The organism is Nocardiopsis oceani (assembly GCF_054777395.1).
In genome coordinates this window covers 103655-123314 of sequence record NZ_BAAHAR010000019.1, presented here as the reverse complement: position 1 = coordinate 123314, position 19660 = coordinate 103655, and the positions used below count along the sequence as shown (strand labels likewise).

General features: G+C 68.2%; 13 protein-coding genes. 9 read left to right on the top strand and 4 right to left on the bottom strand.

Going from position 1 to position 19660, the window contains the following annotated elements:
* Positions 1 to 259: 259 nt before the first annotated feature.
* Both ACYVDG_RS13140 and ACYVDG_RS13135 read right to left on the bottom strand, forming a co-directional pair.
* Positions 260 to 775, bottom strand: coding sequence for a hypothetical protein (locus ACYVDG_RS13140; RefSeq protein WP_460750571.1), 516 nt, complete (start codon positions 773 to 775; stop codon positions 260 to 262).
* Positions 776 to 1581: 806 nt separating this feature from the next.
* Positions 1582 to 2694 (bottom strand): TIGR04222 domain-containing membrane protein, encoded by a 1113-nt coding sequence (locus tag ACYVDG_RS13135; RefSeq protein ID WP_460750564.1) that lies wholly within the window; start codon positions 2692 to 2694, stop codon positions 1582 to 1584.
* An 863-nt stretch (positions 2695 to 3557) separates the two neighbouring features.
* On the opposite strand from ACYVDG_RS13135, the gene ACYVDG_RS13130 reads away from it, so the two are divergent.
* The 6 genes from ACYVDG_RS13130 to ACYVDG_RS13105 all read left to right on the top strand — a co-directional run bounded on the left by ACYVDG_RS13130 (position 3558) and on the right by ACYVDG_RS13105 (position 7992).
* Positions 3558 to 3764, top strand: coding sequence for a hypothetical protein (locus tag ACYVDG_RS13130; RefSeq protein ID WP_460750560.1), 207 nt, complete (start codon positions 3558 to 3560; stop codon positions 3762 to 3764).
* A gap of 101 nt (positions 3765 to 3865) precedes the next feature.
* The gene (locus ACYVDG_RS13125) at positions 3866 to 4945 is read left to right on the top strand and encodes an OmpA family protein (RefSeq protein WP_460750557.1); all 1080 of its coding nucleotides are present in this window, start codon (positions 3866 to 3868) and stop codon (positions 4943 to 4945) included.
* A 9-nt stretch (positions 4946 to 4954) separates the two neighbouring features.
* Positions 4955 to 5479 carry a hypothetical protein gene (locus ACYVDG_RS13120; RefSeq protein WP_460750552.1) on the top strand — a complete coding sequence of 175 codons (525 nt, stop codon included), beginning with the start codon at positions 4955 to 4957 and terminating at the stop codon, positions 5477 to 5479.
* Positions 5480 to 5536: 57 nt separating this feature from the next.
* Positions 5537 to 6217 carry an aggregation-promoting factor C-terminal-like domain-containing protein gene (locus tag ACYVDG_RS13115; RefSeq protein ID WP_460750548.1) on the top strand — a complete coding sequence of 227 codons (681 nt, stop codon included), beginning with the start codon at positions 5537 to 5539 and terminating at the stop codon, positions 6215 to 6217.
* A 203-nt stretch (positions 6218 to 6420) separates the two neighbouring features.
* Positions 6421 to 6948: a GNAT family N-acetyltransferase gene (locus ACYVDG_RS13110; RefSeq protein ID WP_460750545.1), complete on the top strand. Its 528-nt coding sequence runs from the start codon at positions 6421 to 6423 to the stop codon at positions 6946 to 6948.
* A gap of 174 nt (positions 6949 to 7122) precedes the next feature.
* Positions 7123 to 7992 carry an LLM class flavin-dependent oxidoreductase gene (locus ACYVDG_RS13105; protein WP_460750542.1) on the top strand — a complete coding sequence of 290 codons (870 nt, stop codon included), beginning with the start codon at positions 7123 to 7125 and terminating at the stop codon, positions 7990 to 7992.
* A gap of 369 nt (positions 7993 to 8361) precedes the next feature.
* On the opposite strand, the gene ACYVDG_RS13100 is transcribed toward ACYVDG_RS13105, so the two are convergent.
* On the bottom strand, positions 8362 to 9402 hold the full coding sequence (locus ACYVDG_RS13100) for an ANTAR domain-containing protein (protein ID WP_460750539.1): 1041 nt from the start codon (positions 9400 to 9402) through the stop codon (positions 8362 to 8364).
* Positions 9403 to 9895: 493 nt separating this feature from the next.
* On the opposite strand from ACYVDG_RS13100, the gene ACYVDG_RS13095 reads away from it, so the two are divergent.
* The 3 genes from ACYVDG_RS13095 (at position 9896) to ACYVDG_RS13085 (ending at position 18562) form a co-directional block, all read left to right on the top strand.
* Entirely contained in the window at positions 9896 to 13345 is a 3450-nt protein-coding gene (locus ACYVDG_RS13095; RefSeq protein WP_460750536.1) for a phosphodiester glycosidase family protein, read from the top strand.
* Positions 13346 to 13892: 547 nt separating this feature from the next.
* A complete protein-coding gene (locus ACYVDG_RS13090; RefSeq protein ID WP_460750533.1) occupies positions 13893 to 15200 on the top strand; it encodes a hypothetical protein in 1308 nt (435 codons plus the stop codon).
* Positions 15201 to 16030: 830 nt separating this feature from the next.
* Positions 16031 to 18562 (top strand): glycosyltransferase family 4 protein, encoded by a 2532-nt coding sequence (locus tag ACYVDG_RS13085; RefSeq protein ID WP_460750530.1) that lies wholly within the window; start codon positions 16031 to 16033, stop codon positions 18560 to 18562.
* A gap of 234 nt (positions 18563 to 18796) precedes the next feature.
* Here ACYVDG_RS13085 and ACYVDG_RS13080 read toward each other — a convergent pair whose 3' ends face one another.
* Positions 18797 to 18970, bottom strand: coding sequence for a type II toxin-antitoxin system RelE family toxin (locus ACYVDG_RS13080; RefSeq protein ID WP_460750527.1), 174 nt, complete (start codon positions 18968 to 18970; stop codon positions 18797 to 18799).
* Positions 18971 to 19660: the final 690 nt, after the last annotated feature.

Below are 19660 nucleotides of genomic sequence, written 5' to 3'. Positions count from 1 at the left end.
GCTCACAGGGGGACAGAGGGACCACAGAAGATTAGTAGTCAGGCACCCACTGTGAGCAATGCCCCGCGATGGCCGAAACTGGCCAGTAGCCATAGATGCGGCACTGAAGTGCGGATACGGAGAGCAAATACCTCATCACAGGCGAAGAGAGGAAATTTGTGTGGTATGCAATCCTACTGGGTGGATCTCCGTAGCTTCCAAGTAGTTCGAGCTACTTGATATTCCGCCAGGTCACCGACCATTTCGACCGGTAATCCGATCAGCCCCGCTCGCTTTTCGGGGGCGTTCCCGCCTTGTGCGCGGGTCCGGTGCTCTCCTGGGCGACGATCGTGTCGAGCTCTCGGCGGGCGGGACCGCTGACCGGGATCCGGCGCCACCACCAGTCCGCGTGCCCGGCGGCGTCGGGATCGGCCAGGGCCAGGCGCCCGTCCCCGTCCTCTTCGGTGAGGGCGCGGAACCGCTCGTCCACGTCGGCGACCGCGGCGTCCACGCCAGCCGTGCGCTCCGTCCCGAGTTCGTCGAGCCCCCGTTCGACGAAGTCGCGCAGGAAGAGCGCGGCGATCACGTCCTGGATGCCCCAGGCGGTCGGGTCCGTGTCGGGGAGCGGAAGATCAGCCGCGAGCTTGCGGACATGCAGGTACCAGGCGCCCAGCAGGCCCAGGAGTTCGAACTCGTGGCCGGTGGGGACGCGGACCGGGATCCGTTCGAGCCGGTTGAGCTCCTCCGGCGCGAAGAAGCGGAGGAACCACTCGCCGACCTCTGCCTCTGCTTCCATGACGCCCCTTCCGAGCAGACACCGCTGCGCGCCCCGTGCGCAGGGCCCCTTGAACTCTTCCACCAGCGGGCCGCGGGTGGAAGTCCCGACCGCCAAGCTTCACCGCGCCGACACACACCGGCGGGACTCCGGGGGCACGGGGTGCAGCGGTCAGGTGGAGGGGTCGGTGGGAGTCCCGCCCCCGTAGTGGTGCAGGCCCTTCGCAAAACCCGGCAGCGGGTCCGCGCTCGAGGTCGGCGTGTGGAACGGTACGCGCGATGCGGCTCGCGCATAGCCGTTCTTGCACGAGCCGCATAGCGGTTCTTCGACGGGTTAGCGACCGTCCGAAGCACAGGGCGAGGGGTGTCCGAAACAGGGCGACCACCCTTGCCCGAACGGCAAAAGGGGTGTCTGTGTACCTTCTGACCCTTGCTCGGGAAGCCCGGGCGTGTCGGGCTTCCCGCCTCGGAACACCTGGTCGTTCCGCCCTGCTGGAAGACCCCGGAACTTTCTCGGGAAACGGCCCCACAGTGGTGGCACCCGGTGTACAAATGACTGCGGAGGGGGACGCACGGACCCGAGGTGCTGGGAGGGGCCCCGGGTCCGCTCCTCAAGCGCCCTCGGCAGCCCGATCTCATGCCGGGCCACAAGGGGGAGTGCCCGGTACTCCCATCGGGCTTCTCCGAGGGCCACCTGGTGCGGCCGACGACGTTCGGTCGGCCGCACCAGCTCCGTAGCGAACTGGGAGCGGGCCCAGCTGGGCTACCAGCACGCGGCAATCTCAGCGGGCGGGATTCCCGGCGGGCGACGTTGTCCGTGGGCCAGGCTCAGCTACCGCCACCACCACCGCCGCCATCGCCGCCCCCTCCTCCTCCGCCACCGTCGCCACCGGTACCGCCGCCGTCACCGCCGCCGGCTCCCCCGTCCACGTTGCACGCCCCCGCAAAGCGGCAGAGAGCGTCCCAACCGAACTCGGAGAGCTCCGATCCCTCCCCCGAGCCGTCGCCGCCCGAGTAATGGCTGCCCGAATCATGGCCGTCCAAGCCGTCGCCTTCCCCGTACAGGATGACCGCCCGCGTGGCGGGGTCATTGGAAGCGTCCTGACCGAAAGCCCTCGGCGGCACCTGCCGTCCCATCAGGCCAAGCCCCACCACCGCCGTGTAGCGCAACGCGGTCTCCCGGTCCATCGCACGCCCCTCGGCCTCACGGAGCTCGTACACCTCCTTCGCCTCGCGCGCCACACTCTTGCCGGCCCGCGTCAAGGTGGAGATGTTCTTGCCGTCGTCCTCCGCGTAGTGGAACCAGGCGATCCCGCTCGTCACCGCCAGAACGATCCCCAGAAAGAGCACGAAGAGCGCCCACCCGCCGACCTCCGGGAGGACCTCGAGTGCGATACCGGCGACCGTGGTGAGGATGCCGAGGAAGGTCAGGACCGTCGCGATCACCCCCGCGTCCTGACGGTCGGCCAGCGTCTCGGGGAGTTCCGGCGACTGGGTGAGCAGACGGCGTTCGGCGAGCTGTTCCCGAACCCAGGCGATCCCCTTGGGAAAGGCCGCGGCCCGCACCAGCCCCAGGGCGGACAGCCCGGTCCGGCCCTTGAACGCCTGGACCAGTTGGCGCCGGATCGGGTCCTTCTCGCTCGTGGAGGGGGTTGAGGGCCCCACGAGGACGAAGGTGCCGCTCTCCGCTTCCCGCCGGATGCGCCCGGAGAGGAAGAGGTCCATGAGCGCGACCTCGCCCATCCGCGTGGAGCCATCGACCAGGTAGCCGAGTTCCAGTGGGGAGAGCTCGCCGGGGGTAGGCGGCTTCTCCGGTTTGGGAACCGCTGCGACTGCGGAGAGGACCCGCCTGTTCCCGGCCCGCACACTGATGAGCGGCCAGGAACCGATGGCAGCGCCGAGCAGCCCCCCGGCAACAGAGCTAACCAATGTGGTGACCAAGCGTCGGACCTTTCTGTGCAGCGCCCCGGCGGGACAGCCCCGGAGACCCTGGTTGGTGTCTTCGGTGAGGAGAGAGGGGGCCTGGGGCTGATGGGTAGGTGTGGGGTCGGGGTGGGTTCGATGTGGGGTCTGTGTGGGGTCGGACTGAGTTCGTAGACATACGTCGGGGGTGGAATCCGAGCCGGGGGTGAACCCGGTGCCGGCTGTGGCACGGGGGACTCGGTGCGGGTGGCTGGCGGGACCTCGTGGTGGGTTGGACTGCCGCCGAGCAGAGAAGGTTCGGCAGCGGCACGGTCTTCGTGGAGCAGGCAAGTAGGAGAAAGGCGGGTACAGCAGTCAACACCACGCCCCGTAAGACCACGGTGAGGGCGCGGCTTGCCCAGACCAGGTCAAGGGCTTGTGATCGCTGCTGAACGTACGGCTTCCCGGCAGGGGACAGAATCGTACGAGAACCGAACAATTCGACCCAAGAGAACGGCGAAGCGGTGGTGGCCTGGTCTTTTGACCCCACTCGTGACGTTCGACCGGGCTGCGTGCAATCATGGTGACTCGTTGAACACCGATCGTGACCCCGGACGGCGGCAATCGTGCGCGGATATGGCTGTGACTACCTGCTTTCACCTGGGACTTCGCCAGAGTCTCCAGAGAAGCAGCTGCGTGACCAGGCACAATGCGAAACGCAAACCGGCATGGCCACATCCGGTCAGGACCCGGGCTAGCACACCGCTTCATATCCGATAGTGGAGTTTCGTGGGTTCACAGGACTCACGACGAGCACCAAGGGTGAGCCCGGACCCCAGGCTCACAGACAATCGACCACAGAGAAGTGGCGTGTAACCCCCCTTCCCCCAAGGAGCTACCCCGTGAGCAATCTGCAGAAGTTCCAGGCGACCCTCTTCTCGTTCTTGCTGCCCAGGAGCAAGAACGACAAGGGCGCCGGGATTGTTGAGTATGCAGCCATCCTGATCCTTGTGGCAGCTATTGCCGTAGCGGTGTTCAATCTTGGCCTTGTCGAGCGGATCAGCCAAAGCATTGGGAATGCTGTTAGCGAAGTTACGGACGGACCCTAGTTTCACTTAAAATGAATTTGGCTTCCTCGAGGCCACAACTTCAGGGTACGCCGTGTAAAACAACGACAAGAACTACAGAAGTACGCTCCTAGAGGTTCATTGTGAAGCAGAGCAACCAGAGAAATGGGAAGATCTTGCCAGTCAAATCCCCACCTTCCCAGGTGAAAATGCGCAGCATGCTTCCTCTAGGGGCAGCAGCAGCGACGCTACTCCTCGTCACCTCTGGTTGCGTCACGCCCACTGACGAAGCCCCAGACGACACAGCAGAAGAGACTGCTGAACCTCCTGAAAACAACGAACCCACCGATGAATCGGATGATGAACCTGAGGTCTTGGCCAGCTCTATAGCCACTTCCACAGACCTCGGCTCCGAGCTGCAGATCGACATCCAAGCCTTAGATAGACTTGAAAACAATCTTCTAAGGCTGCAAATTGGAATCACCAATAACTCTTCCGAAAGCTTCAGGCTCGGCTGGGGACTCGCAGAACAAGAGGATGAGCAATCAGCGAGCGACATCAGTCTTATCGATGACGACAACCAACAACTCTATGTGAGCTACGACCAAAGTGGTGGCGACTGCTTCTGTGAAGCCCTGGACGGAAGTATCGATGGTGGTGACACCGAGACTCTCTGGGTGATGTACCCAGAGCCCCCGGCTGATGTTGAATCCATGACCATCATCACCCCCCTGACACCCCCCATGTTCGACATTCCAATCGGTATATCCTCAGAGTCCGTTGAGAACGAAAATCTCGCAGATCCCGAGATCATTGATCTCACAATGATTTCTGACAACCTTGACGACCAGACCGGTCGCACGGAGGGAAGTGACGAGGTAAGCATCATCCTCTCGTCCGACGTCCTTTTCGAAACCAACAGCTCTGACCTGAGCAGTGACGCCGAGGAAGTACTGGAGCAGGTCGCTCAAGAACTCGATGACGTAACCAGTGAAACCGTCAGCATCGATGGCCACGCCGACAACACCGGAGACGATTCAGTCAATGTCCCGCTGTCCGAGGATCGCGCTGAATCGGTGGAGTCAGCGCTGGATGACCTGGTCACCAGAGAAGGTGTGACATTCGAATCTGAAGGACACGGGTCTGCCGACCCCATCGCCGATAATGAAACTGAAGAAGGACGTGAGCGCAATCGCCGTGTTAGCGTCACGTTCGAGGTCTAGGGAGAGAACATGAGCAGAATATTTCGAGCTCTTGGGCTTACGACGCTTGCTGCCACACTTTCCCTGGCTACCGCCTCAAGCGTCCTTGCGTCCAATGCCCCCCAGACTGGAAGCCTTGACTCACTGGGAGCCGCGTCCTCAGTGGCTGAAGTTTCTGCTGGCATAACAGCAGAAGCTCATTTGGCAGAGCGTAACGAACGTGGAAATCTTGTATCCATCACCTGGAGCCTCGAAAACTCAACAGATGACGCAGTGAATATTTCATGGCTTTCGGGCACCTCCTACATGTATGACGGACCCTTTTACTCAGGCGTTACAGCTGAGTCAGCGGATGGGTCTCAGAGGTTCCACCCTGTTATGGATGGAGCTGGAAACTGCGTTTGCTCCGGTATGGTTTCCGCTGATTTCAAGGAGAGGCTGCAACCAGCTGACAAGGTTGCTTACTGGTCAATGTTCTCTGTTCCGGAAGACGTTGATGAGGTCACCCTTGAGATCCCTGAGTTCGAGCCCATCGAAGATATCCCGATCTCCTAACGCCCCACAGCCCCACCAACTCCCCCACTGACACTCCTGGCACCCCTGGAGGCGGCGTTGACCACCCCCCACCGCCCCGAGCTCGGGGATCCGAGACGGCCCTCGTCCAACCGGCCACCCAGCCGTTTGGGCGATCGTGACCGTCCTCCCCGGGTCACCAACCGGCGGGACAACGCCCTGCGCTGGTTCCGGCCCGCACGTCGAAGCGACCGGGACCGCGGGGCCGGGTTCGTCGAGATGGCGGCGGTGACCCTCCTGGTCGCGGCGATCATGGTGGCCGTCTACCGCCTGGAGCTGAGCAGTCAGTTCAACGAAGGGGTCCGGCAGATGGTGTGCCTGGTCCAGGGCCCCAGCTGCGGTGACGAGACCTGGGTCGACGCCGAACGTCCGGACGAGCCCGAAGAGTACGAGTGGGGCGGCAGCGGCGAATCCAACGTCGTCGACAATCAGAACATCGGGATGCAGCAGGCCGAGAACGAGTTCAACTGGAGCGGCCAGGAGTGGACCTGTCTGGACAACCTCTGGAGCCAGCAGTCCGCCTGGGACCACAACGTGACCGACCCGGACACCGGCGCAAGCGGGATCGTCGGCTTCAACCCCGCCCGGCACGGGGACATGCCCGACGGCTTCGAGGGAAGCCCGGCGACGCAGATCGACTGGGGCCTGAACTACATCGACCAGAACTACGGCACCCCCTGCGCGGCCTGGTCGTACTGGCAGAGCACCGGCAGCTACTAGCAGTCGGCGCAGGGCGTCCGGGCAGCTGAACCGGACCGGCGGGCAACGGGACATCCCGGTCGCGGAGACGACTTGCCCCACACCTCCGCTGAATCCATCCCCGGGGCGATGCTGAAGGCGCATCGCTGTGCGTGGCGTGCGGGCCGAAGAGTGGGATAATCCAGTCAGACCTCGGGGCGCGCCGCGCTCCGAGTCTTTTGGTTATGACACTTCTGCATACCGGCCTGGACCTGCCCGGGCCCGTCGTCGCCCGCGTCGCGACCGCCGGAGACCACACCGCTCTGCGAAGCCTCTGGTTGCTGTTCCGGCACCACATGTCCGGATTCAACGCCGCGCTTCCCTCAGCAGACGGCACCTACCGCTCCGACCGGCTCGACTACGCCCTCAGCCCCGAGTATCCGGCGTGGCAGGCGTGGATCCTCACGGCGGGCGAACACCCCATCGGTTTCGCCGTCACCCGGGCGCTGGACCAGCCCGTGCGCGTCCTGAACAGCTTCTTCCTCGTCGCCCCCGCCCGCCGCGGCGGCCTCGGCACCCAGTTCGCCCGCGCCGTGGTGTCAGCGGCACCCGGCGAGTGGGCGGTGGCCTACCAGGAAACGAACCGCGCCGCCGCCGCGTTCTGGGCCCGGGTAGCCGCCGAGTGCGCCCCCGAGTGGCGCCGCGACCGGCACCCGGTCCCCGGCCGTCCCGACCTGCCACCGGACACGTGGAACGTCTTCACCTCGGGCTGAGAGGCCCCGGGCCGGTCACTGTTCATCGCTGCCTTCTTGCTAGGCTTGCAGGACCCTTTGGCTGCGTGTGTGCCGGGGATCTGCGGACAAGAGCTTGCCCTCCGGCCGCGACCCGTACCCGGGAACGCCGGGCGATAAAATACCGCCATTGCCAGCCCGCCCTTGGGGGCAGCCATGGACATCGGAATATGCCTGCCGGTCGAGGTTCCCGGAGTGACCGGCCCGACCATGATCGACTGGATGGTCCGGGCCGAAGAGGGCCCGTTCCGGACGATCGCGGTGACCGACCAAATCGTGTCCCACGACTACGACAGCCTGGCCACCCTGGCCGCCGCCGCGGCGGTGACGATGCGGGTCCGTCTGATGTCGGTCGTGATCGCCGGGCCGACCCGCACTACCGCGACCCTGGCCAAGCAGGCGGCCACCATCGACGCCCTCTCCGGCGGACGCCTGTCCCTCGGGCTCGGCGTCGGCGAGATGGTCGACGACTTCGCCGCGGTGGGCGCCGAACTGCGCGGTCGGGGCAAGCGGTTCGACGAACAGCTCGCACAGCTGAAACGCATCTGGGCAGGTGAGCCGATGGGGCAGGACGGCCGGTCCATCGGCCCGCCACCGGTCCGTAGCGGCGGTCCCGAGCTGCTGCTCGGTGGCTTCGCGCCAGCGGCGCTGGCCCGGGTCGGTCGGCTCGCCGACGGCTATGCGGGCGCCATCCTGTCGGAGGAGATGCTCACTGAAGAGCCGCACCGGCTGGTCGAGGAGTCCTGGCGCGAGCACCGGCGTCCGGGTCGGCCGCGGCTGGTCCAGAGCGTCTACTTCGCCCTCGGAGACCAGTCGGATGATGCGATCGACGCCTACCTGGCCAGCTCCTACGCTGGCGCCCCGGACTACGACCTCCAGGAGATACGCAAGACCATCCCGCGGACCGGCTCCGAGGTCCGGCGCATGATCGGGCGGATCGAGTCGATCGGCGCCGATGAGCTCATCTTCCACCCGCTCTCCTCGCACATCGACCAGCTGGCCCGGCTCGAGCAGGTCGTGGGTTGACTCCACCCGGCCCGGATCCGGGCGGCTACGCCCCGCCGTTGGCATCGCCGTACAGAAGGACGCGTGGGCAGGGGCCCCTGCCCACGCGCTGTGTGGCGGCCACGGGCGGCGCGCCAGCCCGGCCGTGTTGTGGTCCGGCTGCTGTGCAGCCGCGTGCTGAGAGGGCCGCTGGTTGGACCCTTTACAAGAACGCCCAAGGGTTCTTCTTGCGGTAGCGAACGCCTTGGCGCAGCGGCCGGGCGGGGATGGGCTTACCGCACCCGACCTGGGTTACTTACCTGCCTAGCCAAGAAATAAGCAGCCTGTGGGCGCCCCTACCCGCACCTAGTGCCCGGCACGCATCCACGGGGCTCGCGGGCTGGCGCGGACTCACCGCCGCGGCGGTGGCGCCTCCCCCGTGTCCGCCAGGTGGCGGGCGAGATCGCCGAGCTTGAGGTTGAGCCGGTTGGAGGCGTCCCGCAACTTGTCGAAGGCCTGATCGGGCGTGAGCCTCTGGCGCTCCATCAGGATGCCTTTCGCCTGGCCGATCACGTCGCGGCTCTCCATGGCCTGCTCCAGGTGGGCCTCGCGCAGGCTGGCCTTCGACAGGGCGCTGCTCGAAGCCAGCGCGACACTGGCGTGGGCGGCCAGGAGCATCCCCGTATCCCGCGCACTGTGCGCGAAGGCGTCCGGGCGGTACGCGTAGAAGTTCAGTGTCGCCAACCGGGGCAGGGACGCACTCGGGTCGGGGAACATGCCCAACGACAGCACCGACCGGCCCCCGGCCGTGACTGCGGCGGGGGCGAAGGTCGGCCAGGGGGTGTCAGCCGCCAGGTCGGCACAGGCCGCATACGCCTGCCCCGACGTGTCCGTGGCGTCCAGGCTGGGCCCCTGGCCGTGCTCGTACTGGAGCTCGTCGAGCTGGAGTGCCAAGTCCCCGTGGTGGGCGGGGGTACTGTGCTCTCCCTTGCGCCGCACCGTCACGCTGACCGCGTCGGCCCCAGGGACCACCTTCGCCCCGGCCACGACCATATGGTCGAGCACCTCACCGACCGAACCGGCCACGAACAGGGTGGTGGCCAGCTCGGCGAACTGCGCGGCCAGCGGGTAGTCGGACATCACGCCGTGCTCGCGCAGGCGCTGCATCTCCTCGTCGCGCGCGGCGGCGGCCTGTGCACGTTCAGCTTCCCGCGCGTTGCGCAGGTGGGCGCGCTGCTCCCGTTCCTTCTGCCGCTCCGCGGCCCCGGCCTCGTCGATCAGGTTGTGGTCGAGCAGCCACTGGTCCGCCACGGCCTCCCTGTCGTCAGCGGTAGCCTCCCGCACGTCGGCGATGGCTTCACGCGCGTCGAGGCTCTCCTCGCGAACGTGTACCGAGAACTCGCGCCGTTCACTCGCCCAGGCCCGTGACTCAGGGGGCTGTGCTTCCACCATCGACTCAGCTGCTCCGACCTCTACTGTCCAGGGAAGGTCTCCGACCCCCGTTTTCCCAGGACATTCCCCCCGGGGGGTCCGTGCACCCACAGTATCCTCAGCCCGTCGCGCAGGACCCACCAGCCCGGGAGGCCTTCGCCGCTCACCGGTGCCGAGGCCGGGCAAGAGGGTTGATCGGCGTGTGGACCGCGCCTACGTCCGGTCACTCAGCGTTCATGGTCGCGCGCCACACCGTCACCGCCCTGTTCCGTCGAACCCCGCATAACAAACGGTCGGCGATCGGGTGAAACCTGGATACCGGGAAGCTGTCCGGAGCCGTTCCGACATTGCTGACCGTGGGGCGTTCTCGCAGGTCCATTTCCTCCATACACGGAACTGCCCCGGAAGGGCGGGAACCTCCGGGCCCGTTCCCTTCCTACACAGGGCAGCCGCGGGATGGTAAAAATTTACGCATAGTGCTCCCCCCACTATCCCCCCGCTCGGAGGCTTCCCCATGACTCGCCGGTGGTCGATCCGCTCCCGCACAACAGCCACCGCGGCCGCAGGGTCCGCGCTGGTCCTCACGCTCACCCTCACCCCGATCGCCAGTGCCAACCCCGCCGACAACGAAGATCCGCGCGAACACACCGCGTTCAGTGAGCCCGTCGAGATCCCCGTACCCGGCTCGGTCGTTCAAGCCGACGACCCCGACCCGCGGTTGGAGACGTACAGCTCCGAACGCCCGGTCGCCCCCGGCGTCACGCTGGACTCGGTCGAGGCCTACGGCCCGGACGGCTACTCCGGCGACCCCACGTGGTTGCAGGCCGACCTGCTGACCACCGACCTCACCGGCGGCGTCAGCGTCGACTACCTCTTTCCCGGCCAGGTCGCCGACCGGGAACCGTTGAGCGAGCAGGCGGACCGGGCCGAAGCGGTCGCCGCGGTGAACGGCGACTTCTTCGACATCAACGCCTCCGGGGCTCCCGAGGGCGTGGCCGTGCAAGACGGCGAGCTGGTCCAGTCCCCGATCACCAACGAATACCGCGAGTCCGCCGCGGTCTTCACCCCCGACGGGCTCGGCTCCATCGGCGAGGTGTTCTTCGAGGGCACCATCGAGCTGCCCGACGGGGACACTCCCCTGCTGGGCGCGATCAACAAACCGTCCCTGGACATCGGTGAGATCGCCGCGTTCACCCCGCTGTGGGGGGACTACTGCCGGTGCCGGGCGACCGACGGCGCGGCCAGCACGCTGGAGGTCGTGGTCACCGACGGCGTCGTCACCGAGATCGTGGAGGAACCGCGCGAAGGCGAGATCGCCGACGACGCCTTCGTCCTGGTGGGCCGCGAGGGCGGCGCCGACGCCCTGTCCGACCTGGCCGAGGGCGACGCGGTCAGCATCGACTACGACGCCCGCGGCAGCGAGGACCAGGAGTTGCACGCCGCGCTGAACGGCCGCCAGATGCTCGTCGTCGACGGCGAGGTCCAGGATGCCGAGGAACACGACAACATCCCCGGCGCCCCGCGCATGGCCCTCGGGTTCTCCGAGGACGGCTCGGAGATGTTCCTGCTCAACGTGGACGGCCGCCAGCCGTCCTTCGCCGAGGGCGTCGGCCTCGACGAGTTGGGCGAGATGATGGTCGAGGCCGGTGCGCACACCGCGCTCAACCTCGACGGCGGCGGCTCGGCCACCATGGTGGCGCGGACCCCCGGCGCGGACCAGGTGCGGGTCGAGAGCCGCCCCTCCGAAGGCGAGGAGCGCGACGTGCCCAACGGGCTCGGCCTGTTCGCCCCCGAAGGCAGCGGTGACCTCGACGGCTTCTGGGTGGAGACCCACATCCAGCCCGAATCCGTCGTCGAGGGCGGCTACGTCAAACCCAGCCGGCCCGACCGGGTGTTCCCCGGCCTGACCCGGACGCTGACCGCGGCCGGCCACGACGAGACCTACGCACCGGCCGACGCCGACCCGCACTGGCGCTCCGACGACCAGCGGACCGGCACGGTCGACCGCGACGGCGTGTTCACCGGCCACGCGTCCGGGACCGCCACCGTCACCGCCAGCGAGCGGAGCGCGAGCGGAGACACCGAGCTGACCGTGCTGGGCGACCTCGCCCGGATCGAGACCACGCCCGAACGGGTCGGGCTCGCCGACGCCGAGGCGTCGACGGTGATCGAGGTGACCGGCTACGACGCCGACGGCTTCGCCGCGCCGATCGAACCGGACGACGTCGAGGTGACCGTCGACGGCAGCGTCGCGCAGGTGTCGGCGACCGAGGACGGGCGGTTCGAGGTCCAGGCCGCCACCGACAGCGGGTCCGCGGTCGCCACCGTCGAGGTCGACGGCGCCGAGACGGCCTTCCCCGTCACCGTCGGCCTGGACGAGGTCGTCGTCGCCGACTTCGCGGACGCCGCCGACTGGACCTTCTTCGGTGAGCGCGCCGAAGGGGACACCGCGGTGGTCGACGGCCGGGAGGGTGACGCGGTGGAGGTCACCTACGACTTCACCGACTCGGCCGCGACCCGCAGCGGGGGCATCCTGCCGCCCGACGGGGAACTGGAGATCCCCGGGCAGCCGCAGGAACTGCGCGCCTGGGTGCACGCCCAAGGCGACGGGGAGTGGGCCAGCCTGCAGCTCTGGGACGGCGCCGGGCAGCTGCTGCCCGCGCTGCGCGCCGGATACCTGGACGAGCCGGGCTGGCAGGAGCTGGTCTTCGAGGTGCCGCCGGGCACGCAGTACCCGCTGTCCGTCGACCGCTTCTACTTCGCCGAGACCGAACCGGACGCGAGCTACCACGGCGAAGTGGTCATCGACGAGCTGACCGCCATGGTGCCGCCCTCGGTGGACGACCCGCCCAGCGAAACGGTCGCCGACTCGGTGGTGGCGCCCGGCGAGGCCGTCGCCGACCAGGACTGGCGGTTCGCCGTCCTCTCCGACGCACAGTTCGTCGCCCGCGAGCCCGACAGCGAGATCGTCGCCAACACACGGCGCGCGCTCCGCGAGATCCGCGACAGCGACGCCGAGTTCCTCATCATCAACGGCGACTTCGTCGACGAGGCCGCCCCCGAGGACTTCGATCTGGCCCGGCGCATCCTCGACGAGGAGCTGGAGGACGAACTGCCCTTCTACTACGTGCCGGGCAACCACGAGGTGTCCGAGGGCACGCTGAACAACTTCCGCAAGGAGTTCGAGGACACCCAGTACGTCGTCGACCACCACGGCACCAGGTTCATCCTCCTGGACACGGCCCGGCTCTCCTACCAGTCCAGTGACTGGTCGCAGCTGCCGCTGCTGCGCGAACAGCTCGACGACGCGGCCGAGGACCCCTCCGTGACGTCGGTCGTGGTGGCCCAGCACGTGCCCCTCCGCGACCCGCTGCCCACCAAGGCGAGCGAGCTGGGTGACCGCAAGGAGGCGGCCACCGTCGAGAACTGGCTGGCCGGGTTCCAGGCGGAGACCGGCAAGGGCGCGGCGTTCATCGGCGCGCACGCGGGCCTGTTCCACGCCAACCGGGTGGACGGGGTGCCGTACGTCGTCAACGGCAACGTCGGCAAGGACGCCTCGACCGGCCCCGCGGAGGGCGGCTTCACCGGCTGGTCGCTGTGGGGGCTCGACACCGGCGGAGCGGCCTCGGAGGACTGGGTGGCGACCGAGCTGCGCCCCCACGTGGACAAGCTGGAGATGGACGCGCCCGCCTCGGTGGACGTGGGTGACGAGGTCGGCATCACCGCGACGCTGGACAACGACGGCGTCGAGGTGCCGGTGGACTACCCGGTGAGCGCGGACTGGTCCGGCTCCGACGACGTGTACATCGGGCCGCCCGAGGACGCCGGCAACAGTCACGCCGCCGCGTTCGACCCTGCGACGGGCGAGTTCAGCGCGCTGGCGCCGGCCACCGTCGACCTCGGCGTCACCGTGAACGGTGTGACGGAAGAGGTCACCATCGAGTTGGCGCCCGCCCAGCCGTAGGACGGGGCGGGGCCGCGGGGCTCAGCGGGGCCGCTCTCGGGCGGCCCCGCGCCGTGCCCGTTTCGGGCTCCGCACGGGACCTTTCCGGCTGCGGCCGGGTGTCTGCCGGGCTGGCTGCGGCAGGGCGGGGACGTGGGCTGCCGGGGCCGCGCGGGGAGCGGCAGGACATTTCCTGGGCGGTTTCTGAGGGCGTTTCCTGAGGGTCGGCCCCGCTCATCTCACCTTTCCTTTCACTCTCTGCCGAGCATTCCTCACCCGCTTACCCTGCGCCACCTGGCCTTTCCTCATCGTGGCCGGATTCGGCCACAGGAAGTCCGACGGGACCCACGATTTTTCCATCTATTTGCGGCAGAGTGTCCATCACAACCAACGTCGCGTTGCTATCCGCAAGACAGTCAGACGTAGGACGACCACCGATTGTTGTTCGATGGAAACATGCGTCCACTTGTCTAGCAGCGCGGAGGCGTCACCGATCCACCGCGTGCGCCCCTCCGCACCTTCGGCAACGCGAGAAACAAGCGAGACCCCAGCTCGTCAGGAACACGCCTTGGACCCCCAGCTCACCACCGCACCGCCGGCCCCGGAGCCACTGGTCGGCACGCACCTCAGCGCCCTGTTCCGCGCTGCCTCCCGGTCAGCTGTTCGGTGGGGCACCGGTGCCGCCACCCGGACCGTGGCCGTAACCGTCGCCCTGGTCGTCGCCACCGCCGGGTGCGGACTGGCCTCGGGCAACGCCGGAGAGGACAGCGGGACCGGAGCGGACCATGCAGACGAAGAAGTGGAGGAGGAGACGGAGCCGGTCGCGGCCGAGCCGGTCGAACTGCCGGTCAGCTCCCCCACCACCTCCACCTCGCTGGGCCCGTACCTGGAGATCGAAGTGCGGGAGCTGGAGCGGGTCGGCGACGGACTGCTCCTGCTCACCCTGGGAGTCGGCAACCACACCGACGAGGACATCCGGCGCTTCGACCTGCTCAGCGGCGACGACGGCGACACCTTCCTGGAGGACCAGGAGACCGCCAGCGGGGTCACCCTCCTGGACGCGGTCAACCACCAGCAGCACCTCAACCTCACCGTGAGCGAGGACGGCAGCTGCCTGTGCTCGAAGTTCGACCACAACCTGCTCCGCGCCGGAGTGGTGGAGGAACTGCGGGTGGCTTTCCCCGCCCCTCCCGAGGACGTGGACACCATGAGCGTCCTCACGCCGATCACCCCGCCGTTCCCCGACGTGCCGATCAGCGACGGCGAGCCCCTGGAAGCCCCGGAGCTGGAGGACGGACGGGTCCTGGCACTGCACCAGGACACGGACGAAGTCCTCGGCGGGACGCCCGAGGAAGGGGACGACGGGGGCATCGAGGACGGCGTCGAAGACGGGGCCGGCTCCGGAGCGGGAACGGCGCCGTCGGGGCTGCCGGAGATGGAGGCGGAACTGGAGTCGCTCGGGAGCTCCACCGGATCCACCGAGGACACGGAGGACCTGGCCGCCGAAGTCAACGAGGTGCGCCGGGACGCGGCGGGTGAATACGTAGCGGTGACGTGGACGATCCACAACGAAGGCGTCGAGGACGCCCGGCTCGGCTGGGACACACTCAGCGCCAGCGACCGCGGCTACGAGCAGCCCAGCTTCGCGGGGGTGACCCTGACCGACCATGAATCGGACTCCGTGTTCCACCCCGTGATGAACGAACAGACCCTGTGCCTGTGCTCGCGAGGCGGCTTCGACGGGGCCGAGACCCGGATTCCGCCGAGCCACCAGGTGACCTACTGGTCCCTGTACAAGACCCCGGCCGACGTGCGGACCGCGACCGTGACCCTGCCCGGGTTCGGACAGGTCACGGAGGTGCCCGTCGGTGTGTGACCACAAGCCAGGAGGCGGCGCTGGAGCGGGGGGCGGGCCCTGCTCCGGTAGACCGGGTTCCGAGGTCGGGAGGTGTCCGTGCCTGGAGGGTCACCGGACACCGACCCGGCACCGTTCCGGAAGAGCCGGAACCCGGCCGCGCCGCCTCCGCCCCGCTCCCGGCTTCCCTTGCCGTGGGACGGGGGAGCGGCCCCTCGACCTGAGGGCGCCCCCAAGTCGGCGCACGTGCGGCACTCTGCCGTCCTGCCGCACGTGCGCCGACCGCCCTCGACCCCGCGCCCTCCCCCGAACCCGCCCGGTCGGCTCAGCCCGGGTTCCCCACGGGTACGGGGGAGGGCGTCCCCGTGCGCGGGACCGCCGCCTCAGGTGCGGGGCCACCGCCTCAGGTGCGGGGCCGCCAGCTCCGTGCGCAAGACCGCCAGCTCCGTGCGCGGGACCGTCGGCCTCGTGCGCGGGGCCGCCGGCCTCGTGCGCGGGACCGTGCGCGGGACCGTGCGCGGGACCGTCGGCCTCCTCGGATGCGGCCCTCTCCGGTTTCGCTTTCTGGGGCCCAACACATCCGGACGCGCCGGTCAAGGTCCTGTGCCCGGATTCACCTATAACGGGCGCTCATTTTTTTGTTTGTGAATCCCGATTAAAACACCAACAGGGTCCGGCAAACATTTGGGCATTGCCGCCCAGATTCGGTCTTTTCGCCCAATCTCGCCCATAGCCTGATCCCGGAATCCCCACATCACCCCTACGCAGGGGTTCGGCTCGGTGTGGGGAAACGGGGGACGGCGCCGCCCCGTGCGTTCTGCACGGGGCGGCGCCGCGAAATTGGGGGCTCGATGAAGATCGCCTATCTGATCAACAACATGTACGGCATCGGCGGCACCGTGCGTACCGTCGCGAACCAGGCGGCCGAGCTTTCGGCCCGGCACGAGGTGGAGATCGTCTCGGTGTTCCGGCACCGCGCCGATCCCGTCCTGCCCGTCCCGGCCCAGGTCCACCTCCGCCCGCTCGTCGACACCCGACAGCAGAGCGGGTCGACCGGGGCCGAAGGGCGCCCGCTGTACGAGGGATCGGAACGGGCCGGTCTTCCGCCACTGCTCTTTCCCGTGGAAGACTCCCGAAGCAGTGTCTACAGCCGCCTCACCGACGACCGCCTGGAGCAGTACCTCGCCACCACCGACGCCGACGTGGTGGTCGGCACCCGCCCCGGGCTCAACGTGGTCCTCGCCCGAGCCGCCCCGCAGCGGGTGATCAAGGTCGGCCAGGAACACCTCACCTACGAACAGCACTCCGAGGAACTCCGGCGGATCATGGCCGCCGAGTACCCCAACCTCGACGCGTTCGTCACCGTTACCGAGGCCGACGCCCGCACCTACGCGGAGCGCATGCCGATGCCGGGTGTACGGCTCCAATCCATCCCCAACTCCGTGCCCGCGCCGCCCTTCACGGTCGACGGGAACAACACCCGCACCATCGTCGCGGCGGGTCGGCTCGCCCCCAGCAAACGGCACGACCTGCTCGTGCAGGCCTTCTCTATGGTCAACGAGGACTTTCCCGACTGGACGCTCCGGATCTACGGGAAGGGCAGCCGACGCGGGCAGCTCGACAGGCTCGTGGGTTCGCTGGGGCTGCAAGACCGCGTGTGGCTGATGGGCCCGCACCCGAGAGTCGAGGAGGCCTGGGCGCAGGGTGCGTTCGCGGCGGTGACCTCCAGCGAGGAACCGTTCGGGATGACCATCGTGGAAGCCATGCGGTCCGGGCTGCCGGTGGTGAGCACCGACTGCCCGCACGGCCCCGCGTCCATCATCCGGGACCGCGAGGACGGGCTGCTCGTGCCCAACAAGTCCGCCCCCGGCATCGCCGAGGGCTTGGCCGCGATGATGGGCGATGACGGGATGCGGCGGCGGATGTCGTCGGCCGCGCTCACCGACTCCGAGCGCTACGACCCCGCCCACGTGGTCCGCCAGCACGAGGAACTGTTCGCCGAGCTCACCGGCGCGGGGGTGCCGTCCCCGCCGGTGTCGTCCGTCCCCTCCCCCAGGGCCGAACAGGCCGCCTCCTGCCGGGTGGAGGTCGGTCCGGAAGGGGCCGCAGTGCTGTCCTTCGGACACGTGAAGGGGAATACCGGGGCCAGGGGCGGGGTCAGGGCTGGAGCTGGGGCCGGAGCCGGGTTCGGAGCTGGGGCCGGAGCCGGGTTCGGCGCCGGTCGGGTCCCCGACCAAGTGGTGCTGGCCAGGGTCGGCAAGCGGGTCGAACGGGCCCCCGACGCCGACGGCCGCGTGGTGGTGGACGCGTCCAGTTCGGTGCTGGCCACCGGGACCTGGCAGGTGTTCCGCGTGGACCGCGGCGTGGAGACCCCGGTACGGGACGTCGAGATCCACCAGTACGGGTTCCCGCTCCCCCCGGCCAAGACCGACGAACTCTCGCTGGTGATCCCCGGCCGCTCCGCGAAGGGCCGCCTGGTCCTCCACGTGCGCCGCTCCGCGCACCACGCCGAGATCGAGTACGTGGAGATCGCCGACGGGCTCATCACCGTGCAGGGCCGGATCCTCGGCAGGGAGCGGCCCGACGCCCGCGCCCGTATGATCGTGCGGCTGCGCGCCTCGCCGCAGCGGCGCCGGGAGTTCCCGTCGGCGGTCGCGCAGGGGGGTGAGTTCACCGCCGTCATCGACCCCGAACAAGTAGTGCGGGGACGGCACGGCGACTCCGACAAGTGGGAGATGCGGGTGGTGCTGTCGGACGGCACCGAATGCACGGTGGGCAGGCACCTGTCCGGGGTGGTCGGGTACAAGGAGATCATCGAGTACGCGTCCCACCAGGTGAAACCCGACCGTGGTTTCGGCACCAGGGTGCGCCCCTACTACACGGTCAACGACCGGCTGGGGCTGGTGACCTCACCGCTGCCCCCGACACTTCCCGTGGACCGCGTCCGCGTGCGCCCGTCAGGCAGGCACGGCGGCAAGCTGAGCTTCGAGGTCCGTCTGGGCACACCCGTCCCGGAAGGGGCGAACTTCGCGGTGGAGGTGGTGCGGGGCACCAACGCCGGACAGCGGTTCCCGCTGGAGGCGCTGCCCAACTACCCGGGCCGGGAGGAGGGCCGACTGGTGGGGACGCTGCCGCTGCTGGAGCACAACGACTACCGGGGACTGTCTGTCCTGAGGACGTCCTGGCAGCTCAGGCTGCTGGCAGGCCCGCCAGGGGCGATGGGCCGCCTGGGCGCGAAGGCCGTCCCCGAGCAGACCAGCCGCAAGTGGAGCCACGGCGCTTACGTGCGCTCCGCGACCGTCAACCCCTCGGGTTCGGGCGACGTGCGGTTAAAGGTCGCCGACGTCCACGTGCTGGAGGCCCTGAACAGGAAGATCACCTGAGGCGTGGGGTTCGTAGGGAAGGATCCCTGAGACGTGGGGTTCGTGGGGAAGGATCCCTGAGGCGTGGTCCCATTCGGCAGGGACCTTGCGACCGGGTCTCCGAGAGGTCGGAAGCCAGGACCTCTTGGGGCCCCGAAGGCCTCGTCGAAGAGCGGCGAGGAGCGAGCGGGGTGTGAGGCGCGCTCACACCCCGCTCCGCTGTGCCTCGTGGCCAAGATCCAGCCATGCGTGCTGTCACACATCCCGATAGACCTCACTGCGATGCACCACGCTCAACACGAGCACCACCAGCTTCCCGTCATGGATGGAGTAGATGATCCGATAGTCACCCACCCGGACATCCCGAGCTTCGGCGTTTCCTTTGAGCGGGATGCTCCCCGTTGGACGGGGGTCTGCCGCCAGTGACACTGAGGCCGTGACTGACACTGAGGCCGTGACGGTTGGCTTGGCACCTACGGAGAGGTTCCCAGTGGGCGGGGTGCTCGTGAGCACTCGTGGGCGGGGTGCTCGTGAGCACTCGCGGGCGGGGTGCTCGTGAGCACTCGCGGGCGGGGTGCTCGTGAGCACTCGCGGGCGGGGTGCAGGTGTGTAGCCCCGGGGCACGGTGGGTGGAGGTTTTTTGTTGCGGGTGCGGGTTTCCCCGTTTCCTGCCGCCCGATGGTGGCCGTCTCCGCTGCGCGCCTCAAGGTCGTCGCCATCGAGCGCTTCGCGCGTCAACGGCGCTCCACCTTGACCCGCTTCGCTACGACGGCGGGTTGGCGGCTATCAGGAAACGGGGGACGTGTGGTCGGGGAGGCGATGGTCCGGCCTTCGGCCGAACCCCAACAGCACAAGCACGGCCTGGCGGCCGTCAGCGGCCACTCCACCGGAGCGTTGACGGTTGGGGGTGTCACGGCCGGTCAATGCGCGCGGCGAACCGCAACGGGCGGCCTTTTTCCCCGATGATCTTGCCCCCAGCTCCACCCTCGACCGTCGAGAGTGGAGACAGGGGCAAGATCAACCCCTATGAGCGACCTGGAATTCCAGGTGGACATAAACACCACACCAGGTGGCCTGAATCAGGAACCCGAAGAAAGTCAGGGGGCACCCCTGACGAAA

Excerpts from the sequence above, each read along its gene's own strand:
- ACYVDG_RS13140 (WP_460750571.1), bottom strand. The coding sequence starts at position 775 with ATGGAAGCAGAGGCAGAGGTCGGCGAGTGGTTCCTCCGCTTCTTCGCG.
- ACYVDG_RS13120 (WP_460750552.1), top strand. The coding sequence starts at position 4,955 with ATGAGCAGAATATTTCGAGCTCTTGGGCTTACGACGCTTGCTGCCACA.
- ACYVDG_RS13110 (WP_460750545.1), top strand. The coding sequence starts at position 6,421 with ATGACACTTCTGCATACCGGCCTGGACCTGCCCGGGCCCGTCGTCGCC.
- ACYVDG_RS13105 (WP_460750542.1), top strand. The coding sequence starts at position 7,123 with ATGGACATCGGAATATGCCTGCCGGTCGAGGTTCCCGGAGTGACCGGC.
- ACYVDG_RS13100 (WP_460750539.1), bottom strand. The coding sequence starts at position 9,402 with ATGGTGGAAGCACAGCCCCCTGAGTCACGGGCCTGGGCGAGTGAACGG.
- ACYVDG_RS13095 (WP_460750536.1), top strand. The coding sequence starts at position 9,896 with ATGACTCGCCGGTGGTCGATCCGCTCCCGCACAACAGCCACCGCGGCC.
- ACYVDG_RS13085 (WP_460750530.1), top strand. The coding sequence starts at position 16,031 with ATGAAGATCGCCTATCTGATCAACAACATGTACGGCATCGGCGGCACC.